This is a genomic window from Streptomyces beigongshangae (genome assembly GCF_019710745.1).
Lineage (GTDB): Bacteria > Actinomycetota > Actinomycetes > Streptomycetales > Streptomycetaceae > Streptomyces > Streptomyces beigongshangae.
The window spans coordinates 115,490-139,380 of the sequence record NZ_JAHKJW010000009.1 but is presented as its reverse complement, the minus strand read 5'-3'; the positions used below and the strand labels follow the sequence as shown (position 1 = coordinate 139,380).

The 23,891-nt window shown below is 73.1% G+C and carries 21 protein-coding genes and 1 pseudogene; 7 read left to right on the top strand and 15 right to left on the bottom strand.

The annotated features are described in order from the left end of the window. Window position 1: 1 nt before the first annotated feature. From KM933_RS09425 to KM933_RS09400, 6 genes are all read right to left on the bottom strand, one after another. Window positions 2–2,020, bottom strand: a complete 2,019-nt coding sequence (locus KM933_RS09425; protein WP_221350171.1) for a serine/threonine-protein kinase — start codon at window positions 2,018–2,020, stop codon at window positions 2–4. 33 nt (window positions 2,021–2,053) lie between these two features. Further along, window positions 2,054–3,403, bottom strand: a complete 1,350-nt coding sequence (locus KM933_RS09420; RefSeq protein WP_221350169.1) for a DUF6777 domain-containing protein — start codon at window positions 3,401–3,403, stop codon at window positions 2,054–2,056. A 137-nt stretch (window positions 3,404–3,540) separates the two neighbouring features. Beyond that, window positions 3,541–4,491, bottom strand: a complete 951-nt coding sequence (locus tag KM933_RS09415; RefSeq protein ID WP_221350167.1) for a cytochrome c oxidase assembly protein — start codon at window positions 4,489–4,491, stop codon at window positions 3,541–3,543. Window positions 4,492–4,656: 165 nt separating this feature from the next. Then, entirely contained in the window at window positions 4,657–5,682 is a 1,026-nt protein-coding gene (locus KM933_RS09410; RefSeq protein ID WP_221350165.1) for a 6-phosphofructokinase, read from the bottom strand. Window positions 5,683–5,846: 164 nt separating this feature from the next. Continuing rightward, window positions 5,847–6,575, bottom strand: coding sequence for a type 1 glutamine amidotransferase (locus tag KM933_RS09405; protein ID WP_221350163.1), 729 nt, complete (start codon window positions 6,573–6,575; stop codon window positions 5,847–5,849). Window positions 6,576–6,594: 19 nt separating this feature from the next. After that, window positions 6,595–7,833, bottom strand: coding sequence for a MurT ligase domain-containing protein (locus tag KM933_RS09400; RefSeq protein ID WP_221350161.1), 1,239 nt, complete (start codon window positions 7,831–7,833; stop codon window positions 6,595–6,597). A gap of 143 nt (window positions 7,834–7,976) precedes the next feature. Between KM933_RS09400 and def the strand changes: the two genes are divergently transcribed. Then, complete coding sequence (gene def / locus KM933_RS09395) at window positions 7,977–8,546, top strand: peptide deformylase (protein WP_221350159.1); 570 nt, start codon at window positions 7,977–7,979, stop codon at window positions 8,544–8,546. Window positions 8,547–8,721: 175 nt separating this feature from the next. On the opposite strand, the gene KM933_RS09390 is transcribed toward def, so the two are convergent. Then, on the bottom strand, window positions 8,722–9,366 hold the full coding sequence (locus KM933_RS09390; protein ID WP_221350157.1) for a TetR/AcrR family transcriptional regulator: 645 nt from the start codon (window positions 9,364–9,366) through the stop codon (window positions 8,722–8,724). 169 nt (window positions 9,367–9,535) lie between these two features. Here KM933_RS09390 and KM933_RS09385 point away from each other — a divergent pair, with 169 nt between their 5' ends. After that, window positions 9,536–10,765: an acyl-CoA dehydrogenase family protein gene (locus tag KM933_RS09385; protein ID WP_221350155.1), complete on the top strand. Its 1,230-nt coding sequence runs from the start codon at window positions 9,536–9,538 to the stop codon at window positions 10,763–10,765. A 75-nt stretch (window positions 10,766–10,840) separates the two neighbouring features. On the opposite strand, the gene KM933_RS09380 is transcribed toward KM933_RS09385, so the two are convergent. From KM933_RS09380 to KM933_RS09370, 3 genes are read right to left on the bottom strand one after another with little or no spacing between them, the layout of a single operon-like run. Beyond that, complete coding sequence (locus KM933_RS09380) at window positions 10,841–11,371, bottom strand: cupin domain-containing protein (protein ID WP_221350153.1); 531 nt, start codon at window positions 11,369–11,371, stop codon at window positions 10,841–10,843. Further along, the gene (locus tag KM933_RS09375) at window positions 11,368–12,576 is read right to left on the bottom strand and encodes a cytochrome P450 (RefSeq protein WP_221350151.1); all 1,209 of its coding nucleotides are present in this window, start codon (window positions 12,574–12,576) and stop codon (window positions 11,368–11,370) included. The genes KM933_RS09380 and KM933_RS09375 overlap by 4 nt, the downstream gene beginning before the upstream one ends. Further along, a complete protein-coding gene (locus KM933_RS09370; RefSeq protein ID WP_221350149.1) occupies window positions 12,573–13,646 on the bottom strand; it encodes a type III polyketide synthase in 1,074 nt (357 codons plus the stop codon). Before KM933_RS09370 ends, KM933_RS09375 begins: the two co-directional genes overlap by 4 nt. 177 nt (window positions 13,647–13,823) lie before the next feature. Here KM933_RS09370 and KM933_RS09365 point away from each other — a divergent pair, with 177 nt between their 5' ends. Then, window positions 13,824–14,552, top strand: a complete 729-nt coding sequence (locus KM933_RS09365; RefSeq protein ID WP_221350146.1) for a transcriptional regulator — start codon at window positions 13,824–13,826, stop codon at window positions 14,550–14,552. A 109-nt stretch (window positions 14,553–14,661) separates the two neighbouring features. Here KM933_RS09365 and KM933_RS09360 read toward each other — a convergent pair whose 3' ends face one another. From KM933_RS09360 to KM933_RS09340, 5 genes are all read right to left on the bottom strand, one after another. Further along, window positions 14,662–14,904 (bottom strand): DUF6213 family protein, encoded by a 243-nt coding sequence (locus KM933_RS09360; protein ID WP_221350144.1) that lies wholly within the window; start codon window positions 14,902–14,904, stop codon window positions 14,662–14,664. Between the two features lie 25 nt (window positions 14,905–14,929). After that, entirely contained in the window at window positions 14,930–16,315 is a 1,386-nt protein-coding gene (locus tag KM933_RS09355) for an NADP-dependent succinic semialdehyde dehydrogenase (RefSeq protein WP_221350141.1), read from the bottom strand. Between the two features lie 145 nt (window positions 16,316–16,460). Further along, window positions 16,461–16,931: an NUDIX hydrolase gene (locus KM933_RS09350; RefSeq protein WP_308013315.1), complete on the bottom strand. Its 471-nt coding sequence runs from the start codon at window positions 16,929–16,931 to the stop codon at window positions 16,461–16,463. Continuing rightward, window positions 16,928–18,484 (bottom strand): ATP-dependent DNA ligase, encoded by a 1,557-nt coding sequence (locus KM933_RS09345; RefSeq protein ID WP_221350140.1) that lies wholly within the window; start codon window positions 18,482–18,484, stop codon window positions 16,928–16,930. The genes KM933_RS09350 and KM933_RS09345 overlap by 4 nt, the downstream gene beginning before the upstream one ends. An 80-nt stretch (window positions 18,485–18,564) precedes the next feature. Then, window positions 18,565–19,581, bottom strand: a complete 1,017-nt coding sequence (locus tag KM933_RS09340) for an NAD(P)/FAD-dependent oxidoreductase (protein WP_221350138.1) — start codon at window positions 19,579–19,581, stop codon at window positions 18,565–18,567. A gap of 77 nt (window positions 19,582–19,658) precedes the next feature. On the opposite strand from KM933_RS09340, the gene KM933_RS09335 reads away from it, so the two are divergent. From KM933_RS09335 to KM933_RS09320, 4 genes and pseudogenes are all read left to right on the top strand, one after another. Then, window positions 19,659–20,300, top strand: a complete 642-nt coding sequence (locus tag KM933_RS09335) for a helix-turn-helix domain-containing protein (RefSeq protein WP_221350137.1) — start codon at window positions 19,659–19,661, stop codon at window positions 20,298–20,300. A 103-nt stretch (window positions 20,301–20,403) separates the two neighbouring features. Continuing rightward, window positions 20,404–21,357 (top strand): annotated as a pseudogene (locus KM933_RS09330) (NADPH:quinone oxidoreductase family protein); the annotation flags it as partial. Window positions 21,358–21,449: 92 nt separating this feature from the next. After that, a complete protein-coding gene (locus KM933_RS09325; RefSeq protein ID WP_221350135.1) occupies window positions 21,450–22,664 on the top strand; it encodes an acyl-CoA dehydrogenase family protein in 1,215 nt (404 codons plus the stop codon). After that, entirely contained in the window at window positions 22,661–23,764 is a 1,104-nt protein-coding gene (locus KM933_RS09320; RefSeq protein ID WP_221350133.1) for an acyl-CoA dehydrogenase family protein, read from the top strand. The genes KM933_RS09325 and KM933_RS09320 overlap by 4 nt, the downstream gene beginning before the upstream one ends. Window positions 23,765–23,891 lie beyond the last annotated feature (127 nt).

The window sequence follows — 23,891 nt, the reverse complement described above, 5'->3', positions numbered from 1 at the left end:
CTCATGGTTCGTCCCCGTCCATGGTGCCCCCATCCTGGCGGATCGCGGTACAGACCACGAGATGCGTGCCGGACTTCCAGGCGCTCTCGCCGACCCAGGACCAGCCCATGTAGACGCTCGGGTCGTAGCCGTGGTCGCTGGGCGGCACGTTCTCCTGACAGGCCCCGGGCGCCTCCCGCCGGGCCTCCTTGAGGGTGGTGCCCGGGCTCATCCGGTGGAAGTCGAGCACCTGCTCCTGGTGCGGGCCCTCGCACGCGACGAGCGCGGCGCCGGTGTCGGAGACCCGGTCGAGGCAGTCCCGCTTCTGCATGGTGACGGTGTCCTTGAACACCATGCCGAGGGGACGGTTGTCCCCGACCGGGCCGAACAGCGGTTTCCCGTGGCCTTCGAACAGCAGGCAGGCGACACGGCGCCCGGCGGCCTCGAAGCCCGCGGCGGTCGGCACGACCGCGTAGGAGCGGACGTCCGCGAGCCTGCCGCGGGCCTCCGCGGTGCGCTGCTCGCACCGGGAGGCGCCGTCCGAGCGGGCCTCCGCGGCGGAGCCCGCTTCGAACACCTCCATCACCTGGCCGTACGTCTCGTCGCTGAGGCACTTCCGGAGCCCGAGCCGCGGGACACCGGCGAAGGGGGCCTCCGGCCACTCGGCGAAGACGCAGTCGCCGTCCGCGAGCGGCTCGGTCAGCCCGACGGCGTCCCCGTACGGCATGGTGCCGCCCCCGCCGTCCTCCGTGGTTCCGTCCAGCGGGTTCCCCAGGGTGTACCACGCCCCGCCGCCCGCGACGGCGAGTCCGAGCACGGCCCCCAGCACGGCGGGCAGGACGCGGTTGCGCCTGCGGCGGCGCCGACCCGGGGGCGGGCCGTACGCCTGCCCCGGGGGCCGGGCGGCGGGCACCTCCCGGGACGGCGGCCAGGCGGCCGGGCTCTCCTGGCGGGGAGGGTCCGAGGACGACTCCTGCCCGGCCGACGGCCCGTGGTGGTGGCCGTGGTGCGGCGGGCCGCCCCCCTGCCCCGGCGGGGCCCCGGCCGCCGGGGGAGCCAGAGGACCCGGGGGACCCGGGGAAGCCAGAGGAGTGCGGGAAGGTCCCGTACGGGTGCTCCCGCCCGTCCACGGCGGCTCCGAGCCCGGGTCGAGCCGGGTCCGGGGGTGCGACCGGGGCGCCAGGACCGCCGACAGCGCGGCCTCGGCCTCCTCGGCGGTGATCCGGTGCACCGGGTCCTTGGTGAGCATGGCCGACAGGAGCGGTTCCAGCGCGCCCGCGCGCAGCATGGGGCGCGGCTCCTCCAGGACCACGGCGGTGAGGGCGGCGAGCCCGGACTCGCGGTCGAAGGGGCCGTACCCCTCGACGGCGTGGTAGAGCGTGCAGCCCAGCGAGAACAGGTCGGCGGCCGCGGTGGGCGGCCCGCCCTGGGCCCGCTCGGGTGCCAGATAGGCGGCGGTGCCCACCAGGGCGGAGGTCAGTGTGTACCGGGTCTCGCCGGCGTCGGGCCGCACGGAGATGCCGTAGTCGGTGAGCAGGACCCGGGCGTACGGAGATCCGGTGCGGTCCGGGGCGAGCAGGACGTTGGCGGGCTTGACGTCCCGGTGCATGACGCCGCGCTCGTGGCCGGCCGTCAGCGCGTCCAGCACGGCGAGGCCGACGCGGGCGCACTCGGCGGGGGCCAGGGGCCCGCGCAGGCCGACCAGGGCGCTGAGGTCCAGCGCCCCGGCCACGTACTCCATCACGATCCAGGGCAGGCCGTCGTGCTCCAGTACGTCGTGCACCGTCACCACGTGCGGGTGGCCGCGCAGGCCCGCGGCGTGGCGGGCCTCCGCGCGGGCCCTGGCGACGCGGGCCGAGCGGTCCTGGTCCGCCTCCTCCGGGTCGCGGAACAGGATCTCCTTGAGCGCGACCTCGCAGGCCAGCCGCTGGTCGTGGGCGAGCCAGACATTGCCCATGCCGCCACTGCCGAGCCGGTTCAGCAGGAGGTAGCGGCCGCCGATCACCCGGCCGACTCCCGACTGCGGTGTTCCTGATGTCATCCGGATCACTCCCGGGGTCTGCTCCGTGCGGGCCTAGACCGGGATCCGGTCCGTCCCCCCGTCGGTCCCGCCGGGCGGGACGGGTTCGCCCGGCACGGATCCGCTGAGCGTGGGCTCCACCGGGGAGGGCCCAGCGGACGTGGCCCCGGCGGTCGTGGACCCGGTCGTGGACGGCGTACCCGACGACAGGGCCGGCGTCGGCGGGTCGTCCGTCGTGGGCTCCGTGGCCGGGCCGCCCGTGGTCGGTCCGGCGGTCGTGGGCCCGGCGGTCGTGGGCCCGCCCGTCACCGGGTCGTCCTTCGTGGGTACGTCCGTCGGCGGTTCGTCCGTGGTGGGCCCGGACGGCGACGGCGGGTCCGTGCCCGGCTCCTCCGCGGGGGACGACGGATCGGTGGGTGTACCGGAACCGGAGACCGTGCCGTCGGACCCGGCCACGCTCAGCGTCACCGTCGCCCCGAACGGCAACGGCGTCCCCTGCGCCGGGTCGGAGCCCGTCACCCGCGCGTCCTCCGGTGGCAGCTCGCCGGGGTACGCCACGGCCAGTCCCCGCGCGGAGAGCTCCATGCTCACCTCGCCGAAGGTCTGCCCCGCCACGGCCGGCACGGCCCGCTCCGCCGTCGCGTCGAACGTGCCGTCCTGCCCGCCCGTGGTGCCGACGGGCCGGGTGATGGCCGTACCGGGGTCGTCCACGTCCAGGAGCGCGATCCGCTCCAGCGGCCGCGGCGCGGGCTCGACGGTCACCACGCGGGACTCGTCGTAGCCGCTCCACCTCTTGTTGCCGTCCTCGAACCCGACCGAGATCCTCTCGGGGTTCCCGTCGAAGGATTTCAGCGGATTTCCGCAGGAGCACTTCACGGCGGGAAGCCCCTGGGCGTCCACCAATACCGCGATCCCGGCCTGCAGCAATGAGTCGTAGGGGACCGCTTCGCCCTTCTTGTAGTCATGGTTCTTCACGAGGGTGTCGTGACGGAGCAGAACCGGCGTGAGGCCGTCGATGTACTCCCCGATCCGATCGGGTGCAATGCCCGTGATCCGCGCCCATTCCCGGGCTTTCTGTTTGTTCCTGGGATGTGTGAGGAAATCCTTGAGCCGGTCGATGTCGCAGACCCGCTGTTTCCGTGTGCCCCCGTACAGACCAGGGGTGTTTCCCTGCTGCAGGCCGCTGTGCGGCCGCGCGGACCTGACTTCCGCGCGGTCCCTGCCCAGCGTCCCGTCCTCTTCGAAGAAAGGTGCGAGTGACGGTGTTCCCGCCGCCACGGCCTTCACCGCGAGCTGGCGCTGTCCCGTGGTGCATCCGCCGAGGATCAATACGGCTGCCAGCAGAACGGCAAGCCTGCGGACCACGGTCTTTCCGGTCTCCGATGGACATGCGTGAATCGTCATGACCGCTCCCCCCGGCGGTTCCCCCGAACCCTGCAGAGCGGAAGCAGGGCGTCACGCGTCATGCTACTGAATGGAAAAGGCTTTCAGTCAAGGGAAAACGGCAAAGGTTGCGGAGTGCCGGAAAGGGGAAAAGGGACTCAGCGACCGCGTGCGTTCAGTGTGGCCAGATAGGCGTTGTACGCCTCCAGTTCCTTGTCGCCGTCACGGTCCGCGGCCCGGTCCGAGCGCCGCGCCTGCCGCTCCTCGGAGCGGTACCACTGGAAGAGCAGCGCCAGCAGCACGAGCACGGACGGGATCTCGCTGAACGCCCAGGCGATCCCGCCGGCCGCGGTCTGGTCGGCGAGGGCGTCGATGCCCAGCGAGGCGGGCGGGTTCTCGTACGTCGAGACCATCGGCCCGGACGCCATCATCAGCGCGATGCCGAAGAACGCGTGGAACGGCATGCCGGCGAACAGCTCCAGCATCCGCATCAGGTACCCCGGCCGGTGCGGACCGGGGTCGACGCCCATGATCGGCCAGAAGAACACCAGGCCGACGGCGAGGAAGTGGCACATCATCGCGATGTGGCCGGCCTTCGACCCCATCAGGAAGTCGAAGACGGGGGAGAAGTACAGCGCGTACAGGCTGGCGATGAACAGCGGGATCGTGAAGGCCGGGTGCGTGACGACCTTCATGTACCTGCTGTGCAGGAGCATCAGGAGCACTTCGCGCGGCCCCTTGCGCCCGCGTCCGGCGGTCGGCAGGGCGCGCAGTGCGAGGGTGATCGGCGCGCCGAGCAGGAGCAGGATGGGCGACAGCATGCTGATCACCATGTGCTGCACCATGTGCACGCTGAACATGACCATGCCGTAGTCGTTCAGTCCGGTGCAGAGCACGAGCAGCACGCTCAGGACACCGGCGACGAACGCGACGGTCCGTCCGGCCGGCCACGCGTCACCGCGCCGCACCAGCCGCAGCACGCCCCACCCGTACAGGGCGAGCCCCACCAGGCAGGCGACGAGGAAGAACGGGTCCGGGGACCACTCCAGTCCCCGCCCCAGCGTGAACGGCGGCAGCTCCATGGAAGTGCCGTGCCCGCTGTGATCCATCCGCCGGCTCCTGTTTCGTACTGGTTGAGCGCTGTCTGTCCCCACCCAGACTAGAACCGCCCCCGGCCGGATCCACGACCGGGGGCGCTCCCGTCAGGGGCGCCCCCGCCGGGGGTGCGGGGAACCGCGCGACCAGCTACGACGAACCGGTGGCCGACGACGCCCCTAGAGCACGCACTCCGCCTCGGCGTACCGCTCCTGCGGAACGGTCTTCAGCGTCTCCACCGCCTCCGCGAGCGACACCATCACGATGTCCGTCCCCCGCAGCGCGGTCATGTTGCCGAACTCGCCCCGGTGCACGGCCTCCACCGCGTGCCACCCGAACCGGGTCGCGAGGACGCGGTCGTACGCGGTCGGCGTGCCCCCGCGCTGCACGTGCCCGAGGATCACCGGCCGGGCCTCCTTGCCGAGGCGCTCCTCCAGCTCGATGGAGAGCTGCCGGGCGATGCCCGCGAACCGCTCGTGCCCGTAGACGTCCTTGCGGCCCTCGTCGTAACTCATCGTGCCCTCGCGGGGCTTCGCGCCCTCCGCGGCGACGACGATGGCGAACTTCTTGCCCGCCGAGAAGCGCTCGCCGACCTTGGCGGCCAGCTCGGCGATGTCGAAGGGCCGTTCCGGCACGACGATCGCGTGGGCGCCCGCGGCCATGCCGGAGTGCAGCGCGATCCAGCCGGTGTGGCGGCCCATGACCTCGACGATCAGGACGCGCTGGTGCGACTCGGCGGTGGTCTTGAGCCGGTCGAGGGCCTCGGTGGCGACCCCCACGGCCGTGTCGAAACCGAAGGTGACGTCGGTGACGGCGATGTCGTTGTCGATGGTCTTCGGCACGCCGACGATCGGCAGGCCGCTGTCCGACAGGAGGCGGGCCGCCTTGAGCGTGCCCTCGCCGCCGATCGGGATGATCGCGTCGAGCCCGAGCTCCTCGACATGGCCCCTGGCCCGCTCCACGCCGTCCCGCAGGTGCGCGGGCTGGACCCGGGAGGAACCGAGCATCGTGCCGCCGCGGGCCAGGATGCCGCTCACCGCGTCGAGGTCGAGCTTGAGGTAGTCGCCCTCCAGGAGGCCCTTCCAGCCGTCCCGGAAGCCGATGACCTCGTCGCCGTGGTCGACGACGGCGCGGTGTACGACGGACCGGATGACGGCATTCAGACCGGGGCAGTCGCCGCCGGACGTGAGCACACCAATACGCATAGTCCGGAATACCTTCTCAACGTGGACCGGGGACCGGACCGCGCTGTCCGGCAGGACGCCGCCACCCTACCGGCGGCAGGGGGCGGATCCGTATCCCGCGTCCGCCTGCTGGACGTGCCCGCACAGGTGAGCGGGCACGTCGTCGGATGGGCCGCGCTCCGGCGTCAGGCGGGCTGCTGAGCAGCCGAGATGCGCTCGGAGCGCAGCGCCTCGTACCACCGGTCGTCGATCGGCGGCAGCGCGTTGACGTCGAGTGCCAGCTTGAGCAGCAGATCGGCGATCAGCGGGTTCCGCGCGAGCACCGGCCCGTGCATGTACGTACCGAAGACCGTGTCGTTGTACGCGCCCTCCGTGCCGTCGCCCGTGCCGTTGCCCTTGCCCAGGCGGACGTTCGCCAGGGGGCGGGCGGTGGGGCCGAGGTGGGTGACGCCCTGGTGGTTCTCGAAGCCGGTCAGCGGGGGCAGCCCCAGGCGCGCGTCGATGTCGCCCAGCACGTCACCGACGCACCGCTCGCCCTCGCCGCGCGTGGAGTGCACGTCGAGCAGGCCGAGGCCGGGCTCGCGCTGGCCGAGGTCGTTGATGAACTCGTGGCCGAGGATCTGGTAGCCGGCGCACACCGAGAAGACGATCGCGCCGTTGCCGACCGCGCGCTCCAGGCCGCCGTCGCGGCGCAGCCGCTCGGCCGCGAGCCGCTGCGGCCGGTCCTCGCCGCCGCCGATGAGGTAGATGTCCCCGGAGGTGGGGATCGGCTGGTCGCTGCGTACGTCGAGACGGGCCACGTCGAGACCGCGCTGACGGGCCCGGCGCTCGACGACGAGCGCGTTGCCCTGGTCGCCGTACGTGCTCAGCAGGTCCGGATAGATCCACACCAGCCGCAGGCTGTTGTCGCTCATTCTCTTCGTCCTCCGGTGTTCAGTTGCCGACACGACGCCTCAAGTCCTGGAAAGCGGTGTAGTTGGCGATGACCTCGATCCGGCCGGGCGGCGCGAGCTGCACGGCCTGGTCGAGGTTCTCGCACACCTGGAACGACTGGTTCGCGACCTCCAGGCGCACGGCCAGGTCGAGCTTGCGGTCGCCGAGCACGAAGAGCGGGTGGCCGGTGAGCCGGGTGTAGTCGACGTCCCACAGCCAGGAGGTGTCGGTGCCGTCGGCGCCGCGCGCGTTCACCGACAGGATCACCGGGGTCGGCGGCGGATCGATCAGGGAGAACGTCTCCAGCCAGCCCGCCGGGTTCTTGGCGAGCAGCAGCCGCAGGTCGCGCTGCATGAACTGCACGACGTCGTAGCGCCCGGCCACGGCCTGCACCTGGTACATGCGCTCCAGGGCGACCTGCGGCGGTACGCCGAAGACCGCGGCGACGGCCGCCGACGAGGCGGCGTTGGCCTTGTTGGCGCGGCCCGGCAGCTGGAGGTGGATCGGCCAGGCCGAACCGTGCGGGTCGAGGACGTGGTCCCCGGAGAGCGCCCAGGTCGGCGTGGGGCGGCGGAAACCGCACTCGCCGCAGAACCAGTCGTCGCCGGGGCGCTGCATCACACCGCCGCAGGACGGGCAGGACCAGGCGTCGTCCTTCCACATCTGGCCGGCGGCCACCCACACCACGTTCGGTGAGGAGGAGGCGGCCCAGACGACCAGCGGGTCGTCGGCGTTCGCGACCACGACGGCCTTGGACCCGGCGAGGCCCTCGCGCCAGTGCTCGGCCATCATGCGGGTCTCGGCGGCGCGGTCGAGCTGGTCGCGCGAGAGGTTGAGCAGGGCGATGCACTTGGGATCCGTGTCCCGCGCCACTCCGGACAGGTACTTCTCGTCGACCTCGATGACGGCGAACCGCGAGTCGGAGCCACCGGCCAGCGCCGAGGTGATGCCGGCGGGCATGTTCGCGCCCAGCGCGTTCGAGACGACGGGGCCCGCGGCCCGCAGCGCCTCGGCGATCAGCCGGGTCGTGGTCGTCTTGCCGTTGGTGGCCGACACCAGGATGACGTCCAGGTGCTGGGCCAGCCTGGCCAGCAGGTCGGGGTCGAGTTTGAGTGCCACCCGGCCGCCGATCACCGATCCGCTGCCGCGGCCCGCGGCACGTGATGCCGCCGCGACCGCTTTGCCCGCTGTCACGGCGAGCTTGGCCCGCGGTGACAGCGGGTCCGAGTTGCCTGCCATCAGTTCTCGATCCTCCTTGCGTACGGCGCCGCGCACTGCCCCCGGCAACGACTGGCCCTCAGCCTATCGAGATCCACTCGCAGGCCCGAACCGCGGCACCGCTCCGGTGCCCGCGCGACAGTGAGGACCGTACCCTTGCGGCCATGCGACACGGCTCGATCCCCGGCGCCCGAGGGCGCGTTCTGCCCCTGTCCCTGCTCGGCGACCCCGTGTTGCGCACACCTTGTGAAGAAGTCACGGAGTTCGGTCCCCGACTCGCGCTGCTGGTCGAGAACATGTTCTCGACCATGTACGCGGCGCAGGGGGTCGGGCTCGCCGCGAACCAGGTCGGTGAGCCGCTGCGGGTCTTCGTGTACGACTGCCCCGACGACGAGGACCGGCGGCACGTGGGGCACGTGGTGAACCCGCGGCTCGTCGAGGCGGACGGGCTGGTGCTGCGGGGGCCCGAGGGGTGCCTGTCGCTGCCGGGACTCGAGGCGGGCACCGAGCGGTACGACCACGCCGTGGTGGAGGGGGTGGACCTGGACGGGGCGCCGGTGCGGGTGCACGGGAGCGGGTGGTTCGCCCGGTGCCTCCAGCACGAGTGCGATCACCTCGGCGGTGGGCTGTACGTGGACCGGGTGACGGGGTGGCGGCGGCGGAAGGTGATGTGGCAGGTGGGGCGCGCCGCTTGGGGGAGTGGGGGGAGCGGGGGGAGTGGGGGCGGGGGGTGAGGGTTCGTGGGCGGCTGCGGGTTCGCCGTGGCTGATCGCGCAGTTCCCCGCGCCCCTGAAAGACTGCGCAGTTCCCCGCGGCCTTGAAAGATCGCGCCGTTCCCCGCGCCCCTCAAAAGCAAAAGACTGCGCCGTTCCCCGCGCCCCTGAAGGACCGCGCCCCTGGGTGTGGGGGTCAGAAGCTCGGGCCGCCCGCCTTGTCGCCCGCCGCCGCCAGGCGGCCCCAGAGGAGGTCGGCCAGGGCGCGGACCAGTTCGGGGCGGGAGCAGGGGCGTTCGCCCAGCCACCAGTCGCCCGCCGCGTGCATCATGCCGACGATGCCGTGGCCCCAGACACGGGCCAGCTGCTGGCCGTCCGGGCCGAGGTCGACCCGTTCCTCGATGACGTCGGCGAGCTCCTCGCCCATACGGCGCAGCAGCGGGAAGGAGTACGCCCCCACGTCGAAGCCCCGGTCGCCCTGCGGGCCGCCCTCCGAGGGATGCATCAGGAAGCGGTACACCTGGGGGCGCGCCTCGATGGCCGCGAGGTAGGTGTCGAGCGTGGCCTCCACGCGCTCCCGGCGCTCGGCGGGCGCGTCCAGCGCGGCGCGCAGCGCTCCGAGCAGGGCGTCGGTGTGCCGCTTGGCGAGGGCGGCGTAGAGTCCGCCCTTGTCACCGAAGTGGCGGTAGAGGATCGGCTTGGTGATGCCCGCCTCCGCCGCGATGGCGTTCATCGAGGCCCCCGGGCCGTCGCGGAGCACCACCCGGTCGGCGGCCTCCAGCAGCTCGCGCCGTCGGCGGTCGGCAGACCTCTGCTGATCGGTCCGCTGCGTGGTGTCCATGAGCTCTCCCCACCCGTGCTGATTCGGTGACGCCTGCGCAACGTAACACCCGCGGCGCAGGGGGCCTCGAACGGGCTGCCGAGCAGGAACGGGGAGTTGACTTTTACTACTGGCCGGTAACAGGCTACGGTTACCGCAAGTAACATGTAAGTGCAGCCCTGGAGGGGTCATGGCCGAGTTCACCATGGAGCTCAACGACGAACAGAAGGAGGTCCGGGACTGGATCCACGGCTTCGCCGCCGACGTCATCCGTCCCGCGGCCGCCGAATGGGACGAGCGGGAAGAGACTCCCTGGCCGGTCATCCAGGAGGCCGCGAAGGTCGGCATCTACTCCCTGGACTTCTACGCCCAGCAGTACTTCGACCCCACCGGCCTCGGCATCCCCATGGCCATGGAGGAGCTGTTCTGGGGCGACGCGGGCATCGCCCTGTCGATCGTCGGCACCGGCCTCGCCGCCGTGGGCGTCCTCGCCAACGGCACCGAGGAGCAGATCGGCACCTGGATCCCCCAGATGTACGGCGACGTCGACGACGTCAAGGTCGCCGCCTTCTGCTCCTCCGAGCCCGACGCCGGCTCCGACGTGGCCTCGATGCGTACGCGTGCCGTGTACGACCAGGCCAAGGACGAGTGGGTCCTCAACGGCACGAAGACCTGGGCGACCAACGGCGGCATCGCCAACGTGCACGTCGTGGTGGCCGTCGTGGACGCCGGGCTGGGCTCCAAGGGCCACGCGTCCTTCATCGTCCCGCCGGGCACGCCGGGCCTGTCGCAGGGGCAGAAGTTCAAGAAGCACGGCATCCGCGCCTCGCACACCGCCGAGGTAGTCCTGGAGGACGTCCGGGTCCCCGGCTCCTGCCTCCTCGGTGGCAAGGAGAAGCTCGACGAGCGCCTCGCCCGCGCCCGGGAGCGGGCGAAGGCGGGCAACGGCGAGCGGCTGAAGAACGCGGCGATGGCCACGTTCGAGGCGTCCCGCCCGGCCGTCGGCGCCATGGCGGTCGGCACGGCGCGGGCCGCGTACGAGGTGGCCCTCGACTACGCCCGTACGCGCGAGCAGTTCGGGCGGCCGATCATCGACAACCAGGGCGTGGCCTTCCAGCTCGCCGACATGCGGACGTCGATCGACGCGGCCCGGCTGCTGGTGTGGCGTGCCTCCTGGATGGCGGTGAGCGGGAAGCGGTTCACCTCCGCGGAGGGCTCGATGTCGAAGCTGTTCGCCAGCGAGACGGCCAAGAAGGTCACCGGGCAGGCGATCCAGATCCTCGGCGGCAACGGGTACACGCGGGAGTACCCGGTGGAGCGCATGCATCGGGACGCGGCCATCTACACCATCTTCGAGGGCACGAGCGAGATCCAGCGGCTCGTCATCGCCCGCACGCTGTCCGGCATGCCGATCCGGTAGTCCGTCCGCAGCGCCGTCGTGGCCGGTCGCGCAGTTCCCCGCGCCCCCTCGGAGGGGGCGCGGGGAACTGCGCGGTCACCTGTGGCGCAACGGCGTCAGCTGTTCGATGTCGTACCGTGACCGCAGCTCGGCGATCGCCGTGAGGTCCGGCGGACCTCCCTCGTCCAGGATGCGCAGCAGCTCCTCGAAGTAGCGTTCGTGGTCCGGCGGCGGGGACGCCTGGAAGAACATCTTCGCCGGCTCCCCGGTGGGATTGGCGAACGCGTGCGGGCAGCCGGGCGGTACGACGATCACCGTGCCCGGTGTCGCCCGCACCACCCGGCCGCCCGAGCCGGACCGCCAGCGCTGCCAGTTGTCGGGCGTCCGGACGACCGGCTCGAAGGCGAGCACGTCCAGCTCGCCCTCCAGGACGTAGAACAGCTCCTCGCTGCGCGTGTGGACGTGCGCGCCCACGTCGAAGCCGGGCGGCACGACCACCTCGAAGCTGGACGCCGTCCGCGAGTGCGTGCCGGTGACCTTGAAGGTCACGTGCTGGGCCGGGGTCCGGACCGTACGGCCGTGCCCCGGCGGCACCAGCAGGCCCTCGGCGGGCGTGAGCGCGGTCACCACGTGACGGGCAGGGCCTCGGGCCCGCGGATCAGCGCCCCGCGCCGCCACGGCACCTCGTCCGCCGAGACGGACAGCCGCAGCGTCGGGATCCGGTCCAGGAGCGTGTTCACCATCAGCTCCGACTCCAGACGGGCGAGCATGCCGCCCACGCAGTAGTGCGGGCCGTGCCCGAACGCCACGTGCGGGTTGGGGTCGCGTTCGAAGTCGATGCGGTCCGGGTCCGGGAAGACGCCCGGGTCCCGGTTGGCGGCCAGGTAGGACACGTAGACCGGATCGCCCTTCCTGATCCGGACACCGTGCAGGACGACGTCCTCGGTGGCGATCCGGGACAGCCCGACGGCGTTGCGGTGCGGGATGTACCGCAGCAGTTCGTCGAGGGCCCGGGGGCGCAGCTCCGGCTCGGAGCGCAGCCGGTCGAACAGCGCGGGCCTGGTCAGGAGGACGTAGAGCATCTGCCCGGTGTTGTTGGTGACCGCCTCGCCGCCGATCTGGATCGGGCCCGCGAGCGCCACCGCCTCCTCCTCGGTGATGTCGCCCCGGCCCACCGCCGCGCCGAGCAGCGAGGTCACGTCCTCGCCCGTGGAGCCGTGCCGCGCGGCGATCAGTTTGGCGAAGTACACCTCCATGTCCTGCTTGGCCCGCTCGCTGGCCGCGGCGCCCTGCGAGGAGGAGAGGATCGACTGCGTCCAGACGTGCAGGATGTGCCGGTCCTCGGCCGGGACGCCCATCAGCTCGCAGATGACGGTGATCGGGAAGGGGGCCAGGACCCGGTCGATCAGATCGGCCGGCGGACCGTCCCGCAGCATGTCGTCGACCATCGAGTCCAGGGTCCGCCGGGCGTTCGCGCGCAGACGCTCGACGCCGCGCGAGGTGAACGCCGCGTTCACCGCCCTGCGCAGCCGGGCGTGGTCGGGTTTGTCGACGAAGCTCATGGCCCCCGGCGCGGGGATGAAGTGCGGTGCCAGCCGGGTGACCGATCGGCCGAGCACGGCCGCGCGGCTGAACCGGGGGTCGTTCGTCACCAGCCGTACGTCCTCGTAGCGCGTGACCAGCCAGGCCCAGCCCTCGCCGTTGGGCAGCTGGATCCGGTTGATCGGGCCCTCGCGCATCAGCTCGGACAGGACGGGGTCGAAGTCGACCCCGGTGAGGTCCAGGGCGGGCCAGTGCCGTACCGGAGGTGCCGCCGTCGTCTCTTCGCTCATGGGCGTTCACGCGTCTTCCCGCTCGTGCGGTGCCAGCGGCCCAGTGTCATCTCGGCCGTGATCCCCGGTCCGAAGCCGGCCAGCAGCCCGCGTGCCTGGTGGTGGGAGCCCCCCTCGTCGAACAGCCGGCGCAGCGCGTCCAGGACGACGGCGCTGGCGATGTTCCCGTACTCGGTGAGCGTCGCCCGGCTGAACCGGAAGGCGTCCGGCGCCACTTGGAGGAACTTGCTGAGGTCGTCGAGGATGCGCGGACCCCCGGCGTGGATGATGTAGAAGTCGAGGTCGGAGGCGTCCCAGCCGTGCTGGTTCGCGAGAGCGTGGAGGGCGGGGGCGAGCGGTTCCATGGTGCCCGGCACCCGCTTGTCCAGCAGGAAGTGGAAACCTGTGGCCCGTACGTCGTACATGATCCATTCCTCGGTCTCGGGGATCAGGTACGAGCCGTTGCGCTCCAGGCGGATCCCCTCGCCGCCCCGCCCGCGGACCACGGCGGCGGCGATACCGTCCCCGAACAGGCCGTTGGAGAGCAGCGAGCCCACGCCGAGGTCGGTCGGCTGGTAGCACAGCGAGCAGAACTCGCAGGCCACGATGAGCGCGTTGGCGTCCGGGTAGGCCGTGCAGAAGTCGTGCGCCCGGTTGATGGCGGCGCCCCCGGCCGCGCAGCCCAGCTGTGCCATCGGTATCTGGCGGGTGTCGCTGCCGAACCCCATCGAGTTGATCAGCCAGGCCGTCATCGAGGGCATCATGAAGCCCGTGCACGAGACGTAGATGATCATGTCGATGTCGGGGGCCAGGACCTCCGCGTCGTCGAGCGCCCGCCGGACGACCGCCGGGACCCGGGCCTTCGCCTCGGCCTCGTACACCTTGTTGCGTTCGGCGAAGCCCGGGTGTTTCAGCGTCTCCTCGATGGGCTGCACGATGTGCCGGGTCCGTACCCCGGTGTTCTCGATCAGCCTCAGCGCGAGCGGCAGCTGGGGGTGGTCGGGATGGCGGGAGCGAGCCAGGTCGAGCGTCTCCTCCATGGTGATCACGTGTTCCGGAACGGAGACCGCGGGTCTGCACAAAGTCGCCATGTGCCTGCGCCTTCTCTCGCCCGCCGGGAACTCCCTCTCCCCGGCGGAAGGGTGGTCCCACCACGATCACCCGGCGGAGCCCGGATATCGCGCCGGACTACTCCAGACCGGGGACGCGGCCCGCGGGTGGGATCCTGGTCGCAGGGCAGCGGGACAGCCGAACCGAAGGGGCACGCGATGACGCGGACAGCCGGGGAACTGCTGGCGGACACCACCGGAGGACTCGCTCCGGAGCCCGGTGCCAACCCTCTCCTCCCGCTGATCGAGCGGGGCGCGGCCCGCCGCGGCACGCTCGCGGTCCTCGCCCTCGAACAGCGCGAGGTGATCGACGCCGACCTGCGGGCGTTCCGTCATCTGGCCGAACGCTCGGCAGCGCGGGAGGTGCCCGCCGGACCCGAGTGCGCCGCCTTCTTCGGTCTGCTCGCGGAGGGCGAGGCGGTGGCCCGGGACCGGCTCGGGGCGTACGCGGCAGGGTGCGGCGTCGCCCCCCGGCCTCCGGCCGGGAGGGGCCCCCGGGCGCGGGAGGCGGCGTACGAGCCGCTCGCCGGCTGCCAGGCGTATCCCGCGTACGTGGCCTGGCTGGCCCTGAACGGCTCACCGGCCGAGGTGGTCCTCGCCCTCTGCGCCAACTTCGCCGCCTGGGGCGGCTACTGCGCCACGATCGCCGGGGCCCTGCGCCGCCACTACGGCTTCGACGCGGAGTCCTGCGGGTTCTTCGACTTCTTCGCCGAGCCGTCCCCCGAACTGGACCGCAGGGCCCTGGCGGCCGTACAGGCGGCGCTCGACGCGGGAACCCTGGACGAGGACGCCGAGGACAGGGCCCACCGCCACGGCCGCCTGCTGGCGACGTACGAGTCCGGCTTCTGGCGCACGTTGTGGGAGCTGGACCGGCAACCCGCTTCCTGAGGGGGCGCCCCCTCAGGGGCGCGGGGCTGTGCCGACATGCGGCTCCGCCGCTCGGGCGCGCCCGGCCCCCACCCGCCCGCGGTGTGCGGCGAAGCCCGCAAAGGCCACCTCAGCCGCCGGAGGCACCCCCGCTGCTGTGTGCGATGCACGCCACATCGATCCGGTCGGCCAGCTTCGCCAGTTCGATGGTGAGCGCGGCGACGGTGTCCTCGTCGAGCCCCGCCTCCCCGGCCTCGACCAGACGCAGCCACCGGCCCCCCATCGTGCGCAGCAGCTTGCTCACGTCGGCGGCAGCAACCTGCAGGGTCCCGCGGTCGTCGACGATCAGGGGCAGGGTCACTTCGCGGTTCACAGGGGGGATCGTAACTGCGGAAGGCTCACGCTCCGTGCCATACGGTGGTGATGTTGCAGAACTCCCGGATTCCGTGCCCCGACAGCTCACGCCCGTAACCGGACCGCTTGATCCCGCCGAACGGGAACGCCGGGTGGGACGCCGTCATGCCGTTGAGGAAGACACCGCCCGCCTCCAGGTCCCGTACGAAACGGCCGGTCTCGGCCTCGTCGCGGGTCCAGACGTTGGAGCTCAGCCCGAACGGCGAGTCGTTGGCGATGGCGACGGCCTCGTCGAGGTCCGCGGCACGGTACAGCGTGGCGACGGGCCCGAACGTCTCCTCGTGGTGGATGCGCATCTCGGGGGTGATGTCGGCGAGGACGGTGGGCGGGTAGTACCAGCCGTCCCCCTCGGGCAGCTCGCCGCCGCACAGCACGGTCGCGCCGCTCTCGATCGCGTCGTCGACCAGTTCCACGAGGTCGTCACGGCCCTGCTCGGTGGCGACCGGGCCGACGTCCGTGCCCTCGTCCAGCGGATCGCCCACCGTGAGGGCCTCCATGGCCGCGGTGAAGCGCTCGGCGAAGGACTCGAAGACGTCCGTGTGCACGATGAACCGCTTGGCGGCGATGCAGGACTGGCCGTTGTTCTGCACCCGCGCCGTCACCGCGGTGCTGACGGCCCGGTCGAGGTCCGCCGACGGCATCACCACGTACGGGTCGCTGCCGCCCAGCTCCAGGACGGTCTTCTTGATCTCGTCCCCGGCGACCGAGGCGACCGAGCGGCCGGCCGGTTCACTGCCGGTCAGGGTGGCCGCCCTGACCCGCGGGTCGCGCAGGATGTCCTCGACCGCGCCCGAGCCGATGAGCAGCGTCTGGAAGCAGCCCTCCGGGTAGCCGGCCCGGCGGAACAGGTCCTCCAGGTAGAGGGCGGTCTGCGGGACGTTCGAGGCGTGCTTGAGCAGGCCGACGTTGCCCGCCATCAGCGCGGGCGCGGCGAAGCGGACCACCTGCCAGAGCGGGAAGTTCCACGGCATGACGGCGAGGACCGGTCCGAGCGGGCGGTAGCGCACGAGGACCCGGGAGGCGCCGGAGTCCTCGGCGTCGGCCTCGGCGCCCTCCTCGTCCGCGAGGAGTTCCTCGGCGTGGTCGGCGTACCAGCGCATCGCCTTCGCGCACTTCGCCGCCTCGGCGCGGGCCTGCTTGACCGGCTTGCCCATCTCGGTGGTCATGATCCGGCCGATGTCCTGCGCGTCGGCCTCCAGGAGGTCGGCGGCCCGGTGCAGCAGCTGTGCGCGCTCGGCGAAGGAGGTGGTGCGGTGGTGGCGGAACGCCGCCTCCGCGGTGGCGAGGCGGCGTTCGATCTCCTCCTCGCCGAGGGGGTCGTAGGTCTTGAGGGTCTCGCCCGTTGCGGGGTTCACGGTTGCGATGGGCATGGTTCCTGCCTCCTGGTGCGGTAGGTCGGGTGCGGGTGCTTCGTGGTCCCCCAGCCTTCGGCCGGGAGGTGCCCCCAGGTCGCGCCCCGCGGCGGAGCCGCATCCGACACGGCCCCGCGCCCCTTCGGGGCGCGTGCCCCTCCCGTCAGCTCGTATGCTGTTCGAGGCGGTCCAGGAACTCCGTCTGGGCCTTGACCAGGACGGCTCGGGCGCGGTCCGGGGTCAGCCATTCCACCCGGTCCAGTTCCGGGAACTCCCGGACACGGCCCGAGCCGCGCGGCCACTCCATCGTGAAGGTGCCGGGGACCATGTCCGCCGGGTCGAGGTCCGCCTCCACGGCCCAGACCGTGACGATCTTGCCGTTCGCCTGGGTGACCTCGCCCAGCGGGACGGCCTCGCCCTCGGGCGGCGGCAGGCCCAGCTCCTCCCGGAACTCGCGGCGGGCGGCGTCCAGGGCCGGTTCGCCGGGCCCGTACTCGCCCTTCGGCACGGACCACGCCCCGGCGTCGCGCCGGGCGAAGAACGGGCCGCCCATGTGGCCCAGCAGCACCTCGGTGCCGTGGTCGCGGCGGCGGAACAGGAGCAGGCCCGCGCTGCGTCCCACGGCGGCGCTCACGGGGCGACCCCCGGGTGCGCGGCGAGCACGGTCTCGACGGTGTCGGCCTGCTCCGGTGTCTTGTCCTCGCGGTGGCGCAGCACCCGGGCGAAGCGCAGGGCGACGCCCGCCGGGTAGCGCGTGGAGCGCTGCAGACCGTCGTACGCGATCTCCACGACCAGCTCGGGACGGACGGTCACCACCGGGACGCCCTCCTCGACGGGACCGACGGCGAGCTCCTTCAGCCGCTCGGTCTGCCAGGCCAGCATCACGTCGGTGAGGCCCTTGAAGGTCTTGCCCAGCATGGCGAACGAGCCGTCCGGCCGGCGCGCGCCCAGATGCAGGTTGGAGAGCTTGCCGGTGCGCCGCCCGCTGCCCCACTCGGCGGCGAGCACGACCAGGTCGAGCGTGTGGACGGGCTTGACCTTCAGCCAGGAGGCCCCGCGCCGGCCCGCGCTGTAGGGGGCGTCGAGGGACTTGAGGACCACCCCCTCGTGGCCGCGCGCGAGCGTGTCGGCGCCGAACCGCTCGGCGGCGGCCCGCGCCGGCCCGTCCGCGGCGTCCGGCACGAGCAGGCGCCGTACGCGCATCGGCCCGGGGACCAGCCGGGCGAGCTCCAGGTGCCGGTCGGCGAACGGCAGGTCGAGCAGGTCGCGGCCGTTCACGGACAGGACGTCGAAGAAGACGGGGGACAGGGGCACGGCCTGCGCGGCGGTCGCGACGTCCACCCGGGAGCCCACCCGCCCCGCGGTCTCCTGGAAGGGCCGGGGCCGCCCGTCGGTGCCGAGCGCGATGACCTCGCCGTCCAGGATGAAGCGGTCCTCCCGCAGCTCCCGCGCGGCGCGCGTGATCTCGGGCAGCCGGTCGGTGATCTCGTCGAGGGTGCGGGTGTAGAGGCGTACCTCGTCGCCGTCGCGGTGGACCTGGACGCGGATGCCGTCGAGCTTCTCCTCGATCACACAGCCGCCGAGCCGGTCGATCGCCTCGGCGACGGACGGGGCGCTGTGCGCCAGCATCGGCCAGACGGGCCGGCCCACGGTGAGCCGGAACGCCTCCAGGGCCGCCGGCCCCTCCGCGAGCAGCCGCTCGGCCACGGTCTGGAGCGAACCCGCCAGCATCACCGCCCTGCGGACGCCGGCGGGGGGCGCCCCGGTCGCCAGGGCGAGGCCCTCGGCCGCGACGGCGTCGAGGGCGCCCTGGCGCACCTCACCGCCGATCAGTGCCCGCAGGAACCGCTGCTCCGGTTCGGTGGCCGCGCCCATCAGCTCCCCGACCAGCCGCGCCCGCTCCGCCTGCGAGCCGGCACCGGAGAGCGCGCCGAGCTCCGCGAGGCGGGCGTCCACCTCCCGCACGGTCAGCGCGGGCTCCGCGGCGGGCGGGGCCGGCGCGCCGAGGGTCTTCCAGCCGATCCCGAGCCGCCCCTGCGGCAGCCGGCCCGCCAGGTAGGGGATGACGACCGGCACGTCGGCCGCCTCCGCGTCCCGGAACAGCTCCGCGAGCAGAGCGGTCTTGCGGGACCGCGCCGAGGTGGCGGCGACCTCCTGGGACACACGGGCGAGCCGGGACAGCAACATGAAGTCATGGTGCTACGGAGAGGCCCGTTCTACACCTGGGCGAAACCGCCTCCGGGCGGATCCGCACCCGGGGAAAGTCCCTACAGCCCGGCCGCCGCGTCGAGGTCCGCGAAGAGCAGGTCCGCGTTGATCGTGGCCCCGGCCCGGTAGCCGCCGCTCGCCGCGTTCACGACCTGCTCGCCGAAGCCGACCGCGTTGCCCGCCGCCCAGACGCCGGGGACACTCGTCAGGCCCGTCGCGTCCACCGCGGCGTACGAGCCGAACGGCGTCTCCTGGAGCTCGGCGCCCAGCCGCTCCAGCAGGCCGGTGTGCGGGACGGGCCGGGGCGCCACGAACAGCACCGAGCGCTCGTGCGCCGTGCCGTCCGCGAGCCGGACCGCGCTGAGCCGGTCGCCGGCGGTCTCCAGGCCCGCGACCTCGCCCGGGACCACGTCGACCCCGGCCGCGGCGAGCCTGCGCAGCTCCTCGTCCGTGAGCTCCTCCTCGGCGACCGTGTGCAGGAACAGGGTGACGTCCTTGGACCACTGGGAGACGATCAGCGCCTGGTGCACGGACATCGGGGTCGTGGCCAGGACGCCGAAGGCCTGGTCCCGCACCTCCCAGCCGTGGCAGTAGGGGCAGTGCAGCACGTCCCGGCCGAAGCGCTCGGCGACCCCCGGCACCGCCGGCAGCTCGTCCGCGAGACCGGTGGCGACGACCAGGCGGCGTCCGCGCACCGTCCGCCCCCCTTCGAGCGTCACGTCGAACCTCCCGGTCCCCCCGGCCCCCCTGGCCCCTCCGGTCCCGGCCTCCCCGGCCCCTCCGGTCCCGGCCGCGCCCGGCCCGGCGTCCGCGGCCGGGTTCCGCGCCACGTCCACCGCCCGGTCCCGGACCAGTTCCACGCCGTACCGCGCGATCTCCTCGCGTCCCACGGCGAGGAACTCGGCCGGTGACATCCCGTCCCGGGACAGATAGCCCTGCATGTGCGCGGCGGGCGCGTTGCGCGGCTCGCCCGCGTCGACCACGAGCACGCTGCGGCGCGCGCGCCCCAGGACGAGCGCCGCGGACAGTCCGGCCGCGCCGCCGCCGACGACGACCACTTCGTACGAATCGGTCATGGTGACCACCTCCACCGACAAGGTCGCGCCACCACCGACGTATTGACAAACATCTTTGCCGAAACTGCAATATCCCTATGAGCGAGCACCGCAGTCACCGGGACCACGGCAACCGTGAGGAGCGCCGGGAGCGCGACACGGAGGGCGTCCTCGCCGAGGTCGGCCCCCGGCTGCGCCGCATCCGCAAGGAGCGCGGCGCCACCCTCGCGGGCCTGTCCACCGCCACCGGCATCTCCGTGAGCACCCTGTCCCGGCTGGAGTCCGGCCTGCGCAAGCCGAGCCTGGAACTGCTGCTCCCCATCGCGCGGGCCCACCAGGTGCCCCTGGACGAACTGGTCGGGGCGCCGCAGGTGGGCGACCCGCGGGTCCGCGCGGCGAAGCCGATCGTCATGCACGGCCGCACGCACTGGCCGCTCACCCGCCAGCCCGGCGGCCTCCAGGCGTACAAGGTGCTCGAACCGCGGCGCAAGCAGGAGCCGGAGCCCCGGATCCACGAGGGCTACGAATGGCTGTACGTGCTCTCCGGACGGCTGCGCCTGGTGCTCGGCGACCACGACGTGGTGCTCGACGCGGGGGAGGCCGCCGAGTTCGACACCCGCGTGCCCCACTGGTTCGGGTCGACGGGGGAGGGCCCGGTGGAGTTCCTGAGCCTCTTCGGGCCGCAGGGCGAGCGGATGCACGTACGGGCACGTCCCAGGCGCGGCGGCCGGGACGACTGACACGGGCCGGCCCCGACTGTTCCCCGGACGGCAAGCGACCGCTTAGTATGCGGTTGACCGCCAGGTGTGAAGAGAACAGCCGACAGCCCCGTGGAGGCCCCGCATGCAGGCATGGCAAGTGCACGAGAACGGCGAGCCCGGCGAGGTGATGCGGCTCGCGGAGGTGGAGCGGCCCACGCCCGGTGACGGCCGGCTCCTGCTCAGGGTGCGCGCGGCGAACGTCAACTTCCCGGACGCGCTGATGTGCCGCGGGCAGTACCAGGTCAGGCCGCCGCTGCCCTTCACGCCCGGCGTGGAGATCTGCGGCGAGACCGAGGACGGCCGACGGGTCATCGCCACCCCCGCGCTGCCCCACGGCGGCTTCGCCGAGTACGCCGTCGCGGACGCGGCGGCCCTGCTGCCCGCCCCCGAGGCGCTGGACGACGCCGAGGCCGCCGCCCTGCACATCGGCTACCAGACGGGCTGGTTCGGCCTGCACCGGCGGGCCCGTCTGGAGGCCGGCGAGACACTGCTCGTGCACGCCGCCGCCGGCGGGGTCGGCAGCGCGGCGGTGCAGCTGGGCAAGGCGGCCGGGGCGACCGTCGTCGGCGTCGTCGGCGGCGCGGACAAGGCCGCGGTCGCCCGGGAGCTGGGCTGCGACGTCGTCGTGGACCGGCGCGCCGAGGACGTCGTCGCCGCCGTCAAGGAGGCCACCGGCGGCCGGGGCGCCGACGTGGTCTACGACCCGGTCGGCGGGGACGCCTACACCCAGTCCGCCAAGGCCGTCGCCTTCGAGGGCCGGATCGTGGTCGTCGGCTTCGCGAGCGGCACGATCCCCAGCCCGGCGCTCAACCACGCCCTGGTGAAGAACTACTCGATCCTCGGCCTGCACTGGGGTCTCTACAACACCAGGGACCCGAAGCTGGTCCTGCACTGCCACGAGCAGCTGACCGGGCTGGCCGCCCGCGGGGCGATCAGGCCGCTGGTGAGCGAGCGCGTACCGCTGGCCGGTGCGGCCGGCGCGGTCCAGCGGGTCGCCGACGGCACCACCACCGGCCGGGTCGCCGTGCTGCCCTCCCTCGGGAACACCTCCGGGGACGCGCTCGGGAACACCGTCGCGGGCGCTGCCGGGAGCACCGCCGGGAGCACCGCCGGGAACGGAGCAGCCGCATGAGCGACACCACGGGCAGGGGCGGGGACGGGGCGGTCGACGCCGCCGGACTGCGCCGCCGCACCCAGGAGCTGCTGGCCGCGCACCCGGTCGGCTCCACCGGCCGCACGGACTTCCTCAAGGCCCGCTTCGACGCCGGTCTCGCCTGGGTGCACTACCCGGAAGGGCTCGGCGGCCTCGGCGCGCCGCGCTCCCTCCAGGCCGTCGTGGACGCCGAACTGGAGGCGGCGGGCGCTCCCGACAACGACCCGCGGCGCATCGGCATCGGCCTCGGCATGGCCGCCCCGACGATCCTCGGCTACGGCACCGAGGAGCAGAAGCGCCGCTTCCTGCGGCCCCTGTGGGTGGGCGAGGAGGTCTGGTGCCAGCTGTTCAGCGAGCCGGGCGCGGGCTCCGACCTGGCCGCCCTCGGCACCCGGGCGGTCCGGGACGGCGACCACTGGGTGGTCGACGGGCAGAAGGTGTGGACGTCCAGCGCCCATCTCGCCCGCTGGGCCATCCTCATCGCGCGCACCGACCCGGACGTGCCCAAGCACCGCGGCATCACGTACTTCGTCTGCGACATGACCGACCCCGGGGTCGAGGTGCGGCCGCTGCGCCAGATCACCGGCGAGGCCGAGTTCAACGAGGTCTTCCTCGGCGGCGTCCGCATCCCCGACACCCACCGCCTCGGCGGGGTCGGCGACGGCTGGCGGGTCGCGCAGACCACGCTCATGAACGAGCGGGTGTCCATCGGCGGCATGCGCGTCCCGCGCGAGGGCGGCATGATCGGCCCCGTCGCGAGGACCTGGCGCGAGCGCCCCGACCTGCGCACCCACGAACTGCACCAGCGGCTGCTGAAGCTGTGGGTCGACGCCGAGGTGGCCCGGCTCACCGGCGAGCGGCTGCGCCAGCAGCTGGTCGCGGGACAGCCCGGCCCCGAGGGGTCCGGCATGAAACTCGCGTTCGCCCGCCTCAACCAGGAGATCAGCGGCCTGGAGGTCGAACTCCTCGGCGAGGAGGGGCTGCTGTACGAGGACTGGACGATGCGCCGCCCCGAGCTGGTGGACTTCACCGGCCGGGACGCCGGCTACCGCTATCTGCGCTCCAAGGGCAACAGCATCGAGGGCGGGACCAGCGAGGTCCTGCTGAACATCGTCGCCGAACGCGTGCTGGGCCTGCCCTCCGAGCCGCGCACCGACAAGGACGTCGCCTGGAAGGACCTCGCCCGATGACCCCGACGGCACCGCAGCGCGCACAGCCCGACCTGCTGTACTCGGAGCAGGAGGAGGACCTCCGGGCCGCCGTCCGCGACCTGCTCGCCGACCACTGCGACCCGGCCGGGGTGATCGCCCGCACGGAGTCCGCCGCGCCGCACGACCGCGGGGCGTGGAAGGCGCTCGCCGACGGCATGGGCCTCGCGGGCCTGCTGGTGCCCGAGGAGCGCGGCGGCCAGGGCGCCACCCACCGCGAGGCGGCCGTCGTCCTGGAGGAGCTGGGCCGTTCGGTCGCCCCCGTGCCGTACCTGACGAGCGCGGTGGTGGCCACCGAGGCGCTGCTGGCGTGCGACGCCGACGACCTGCTGGCCGAGCTGGCGTCCGGCCGGCGCGTCGGCGCCCTCGCCGTCGCCCTGAACGTCGCTCCCGGCGGCGCCCACCGGACCGTACGGGCCGAAGGCGGTGCCCTGCACGGGGAGCTGACCGGCATCGCGGACGCGACCGCCGCCGACGTGCTGCTCGTTCCCGCGGAGGACGGCGGGCTGTACGCGGTCGACACACGGGCCGCTACCGTCACCGCCCAGGTCTCCCTAGACCTGACCCGGCCGCTCGCGCGGGTCGTCCTCGACGGGGCGGCCGGCCGCCGGGTCGGCGACGCCGCACCCGCCGTACGCCGCGCGCTGCGCGCCGGGGCCGGACTGCTCGCCTCGGAGCAGCTCGGCCTCGCGGAGTGGTCCCTGACGGAGACGGTCCGTTATCTGAAGGACCGCAAGCAGTTCAACCGGCCCGTCGGCGGCTTCCAGGCGCTCAAGCACCGGCTCGCCCAGCTGTGGCTGGAGACCGTCAACGCGCGCGCCGCCGCCCGCAACGCGGCCGACGCGCTCGCCACCGGCGGCGCGGACACGGACGTGGCGGTCGCCCTCGCCCAGGCGTACGCGGCGCCGGTCGCCGTCCACGCCGCCGAGGAGGCGCTCCAGCTGCACGCCGGTATCGGGATGACCTGGGAGCATCCGGTGCACCTGTACCTGAAGCGCGCCAAGGCCGACTCGCTCGCGTACGGCACGGCGGGAGCCCACCGAGAGGCGCTGGCCGAACTGGTGGACCTCCGGGCCCCCTGACCGCCCGTCGCCCCGCCCCGCACGAAGCCGGCCCGTCCCGCACGGAGCCCGGCCTGCGTGAAGGCCCGCTCCGGCCCCCCGGACAGGAGCGGGCCCTCGCTTCACCCGCTCCTCACATCATGCATAA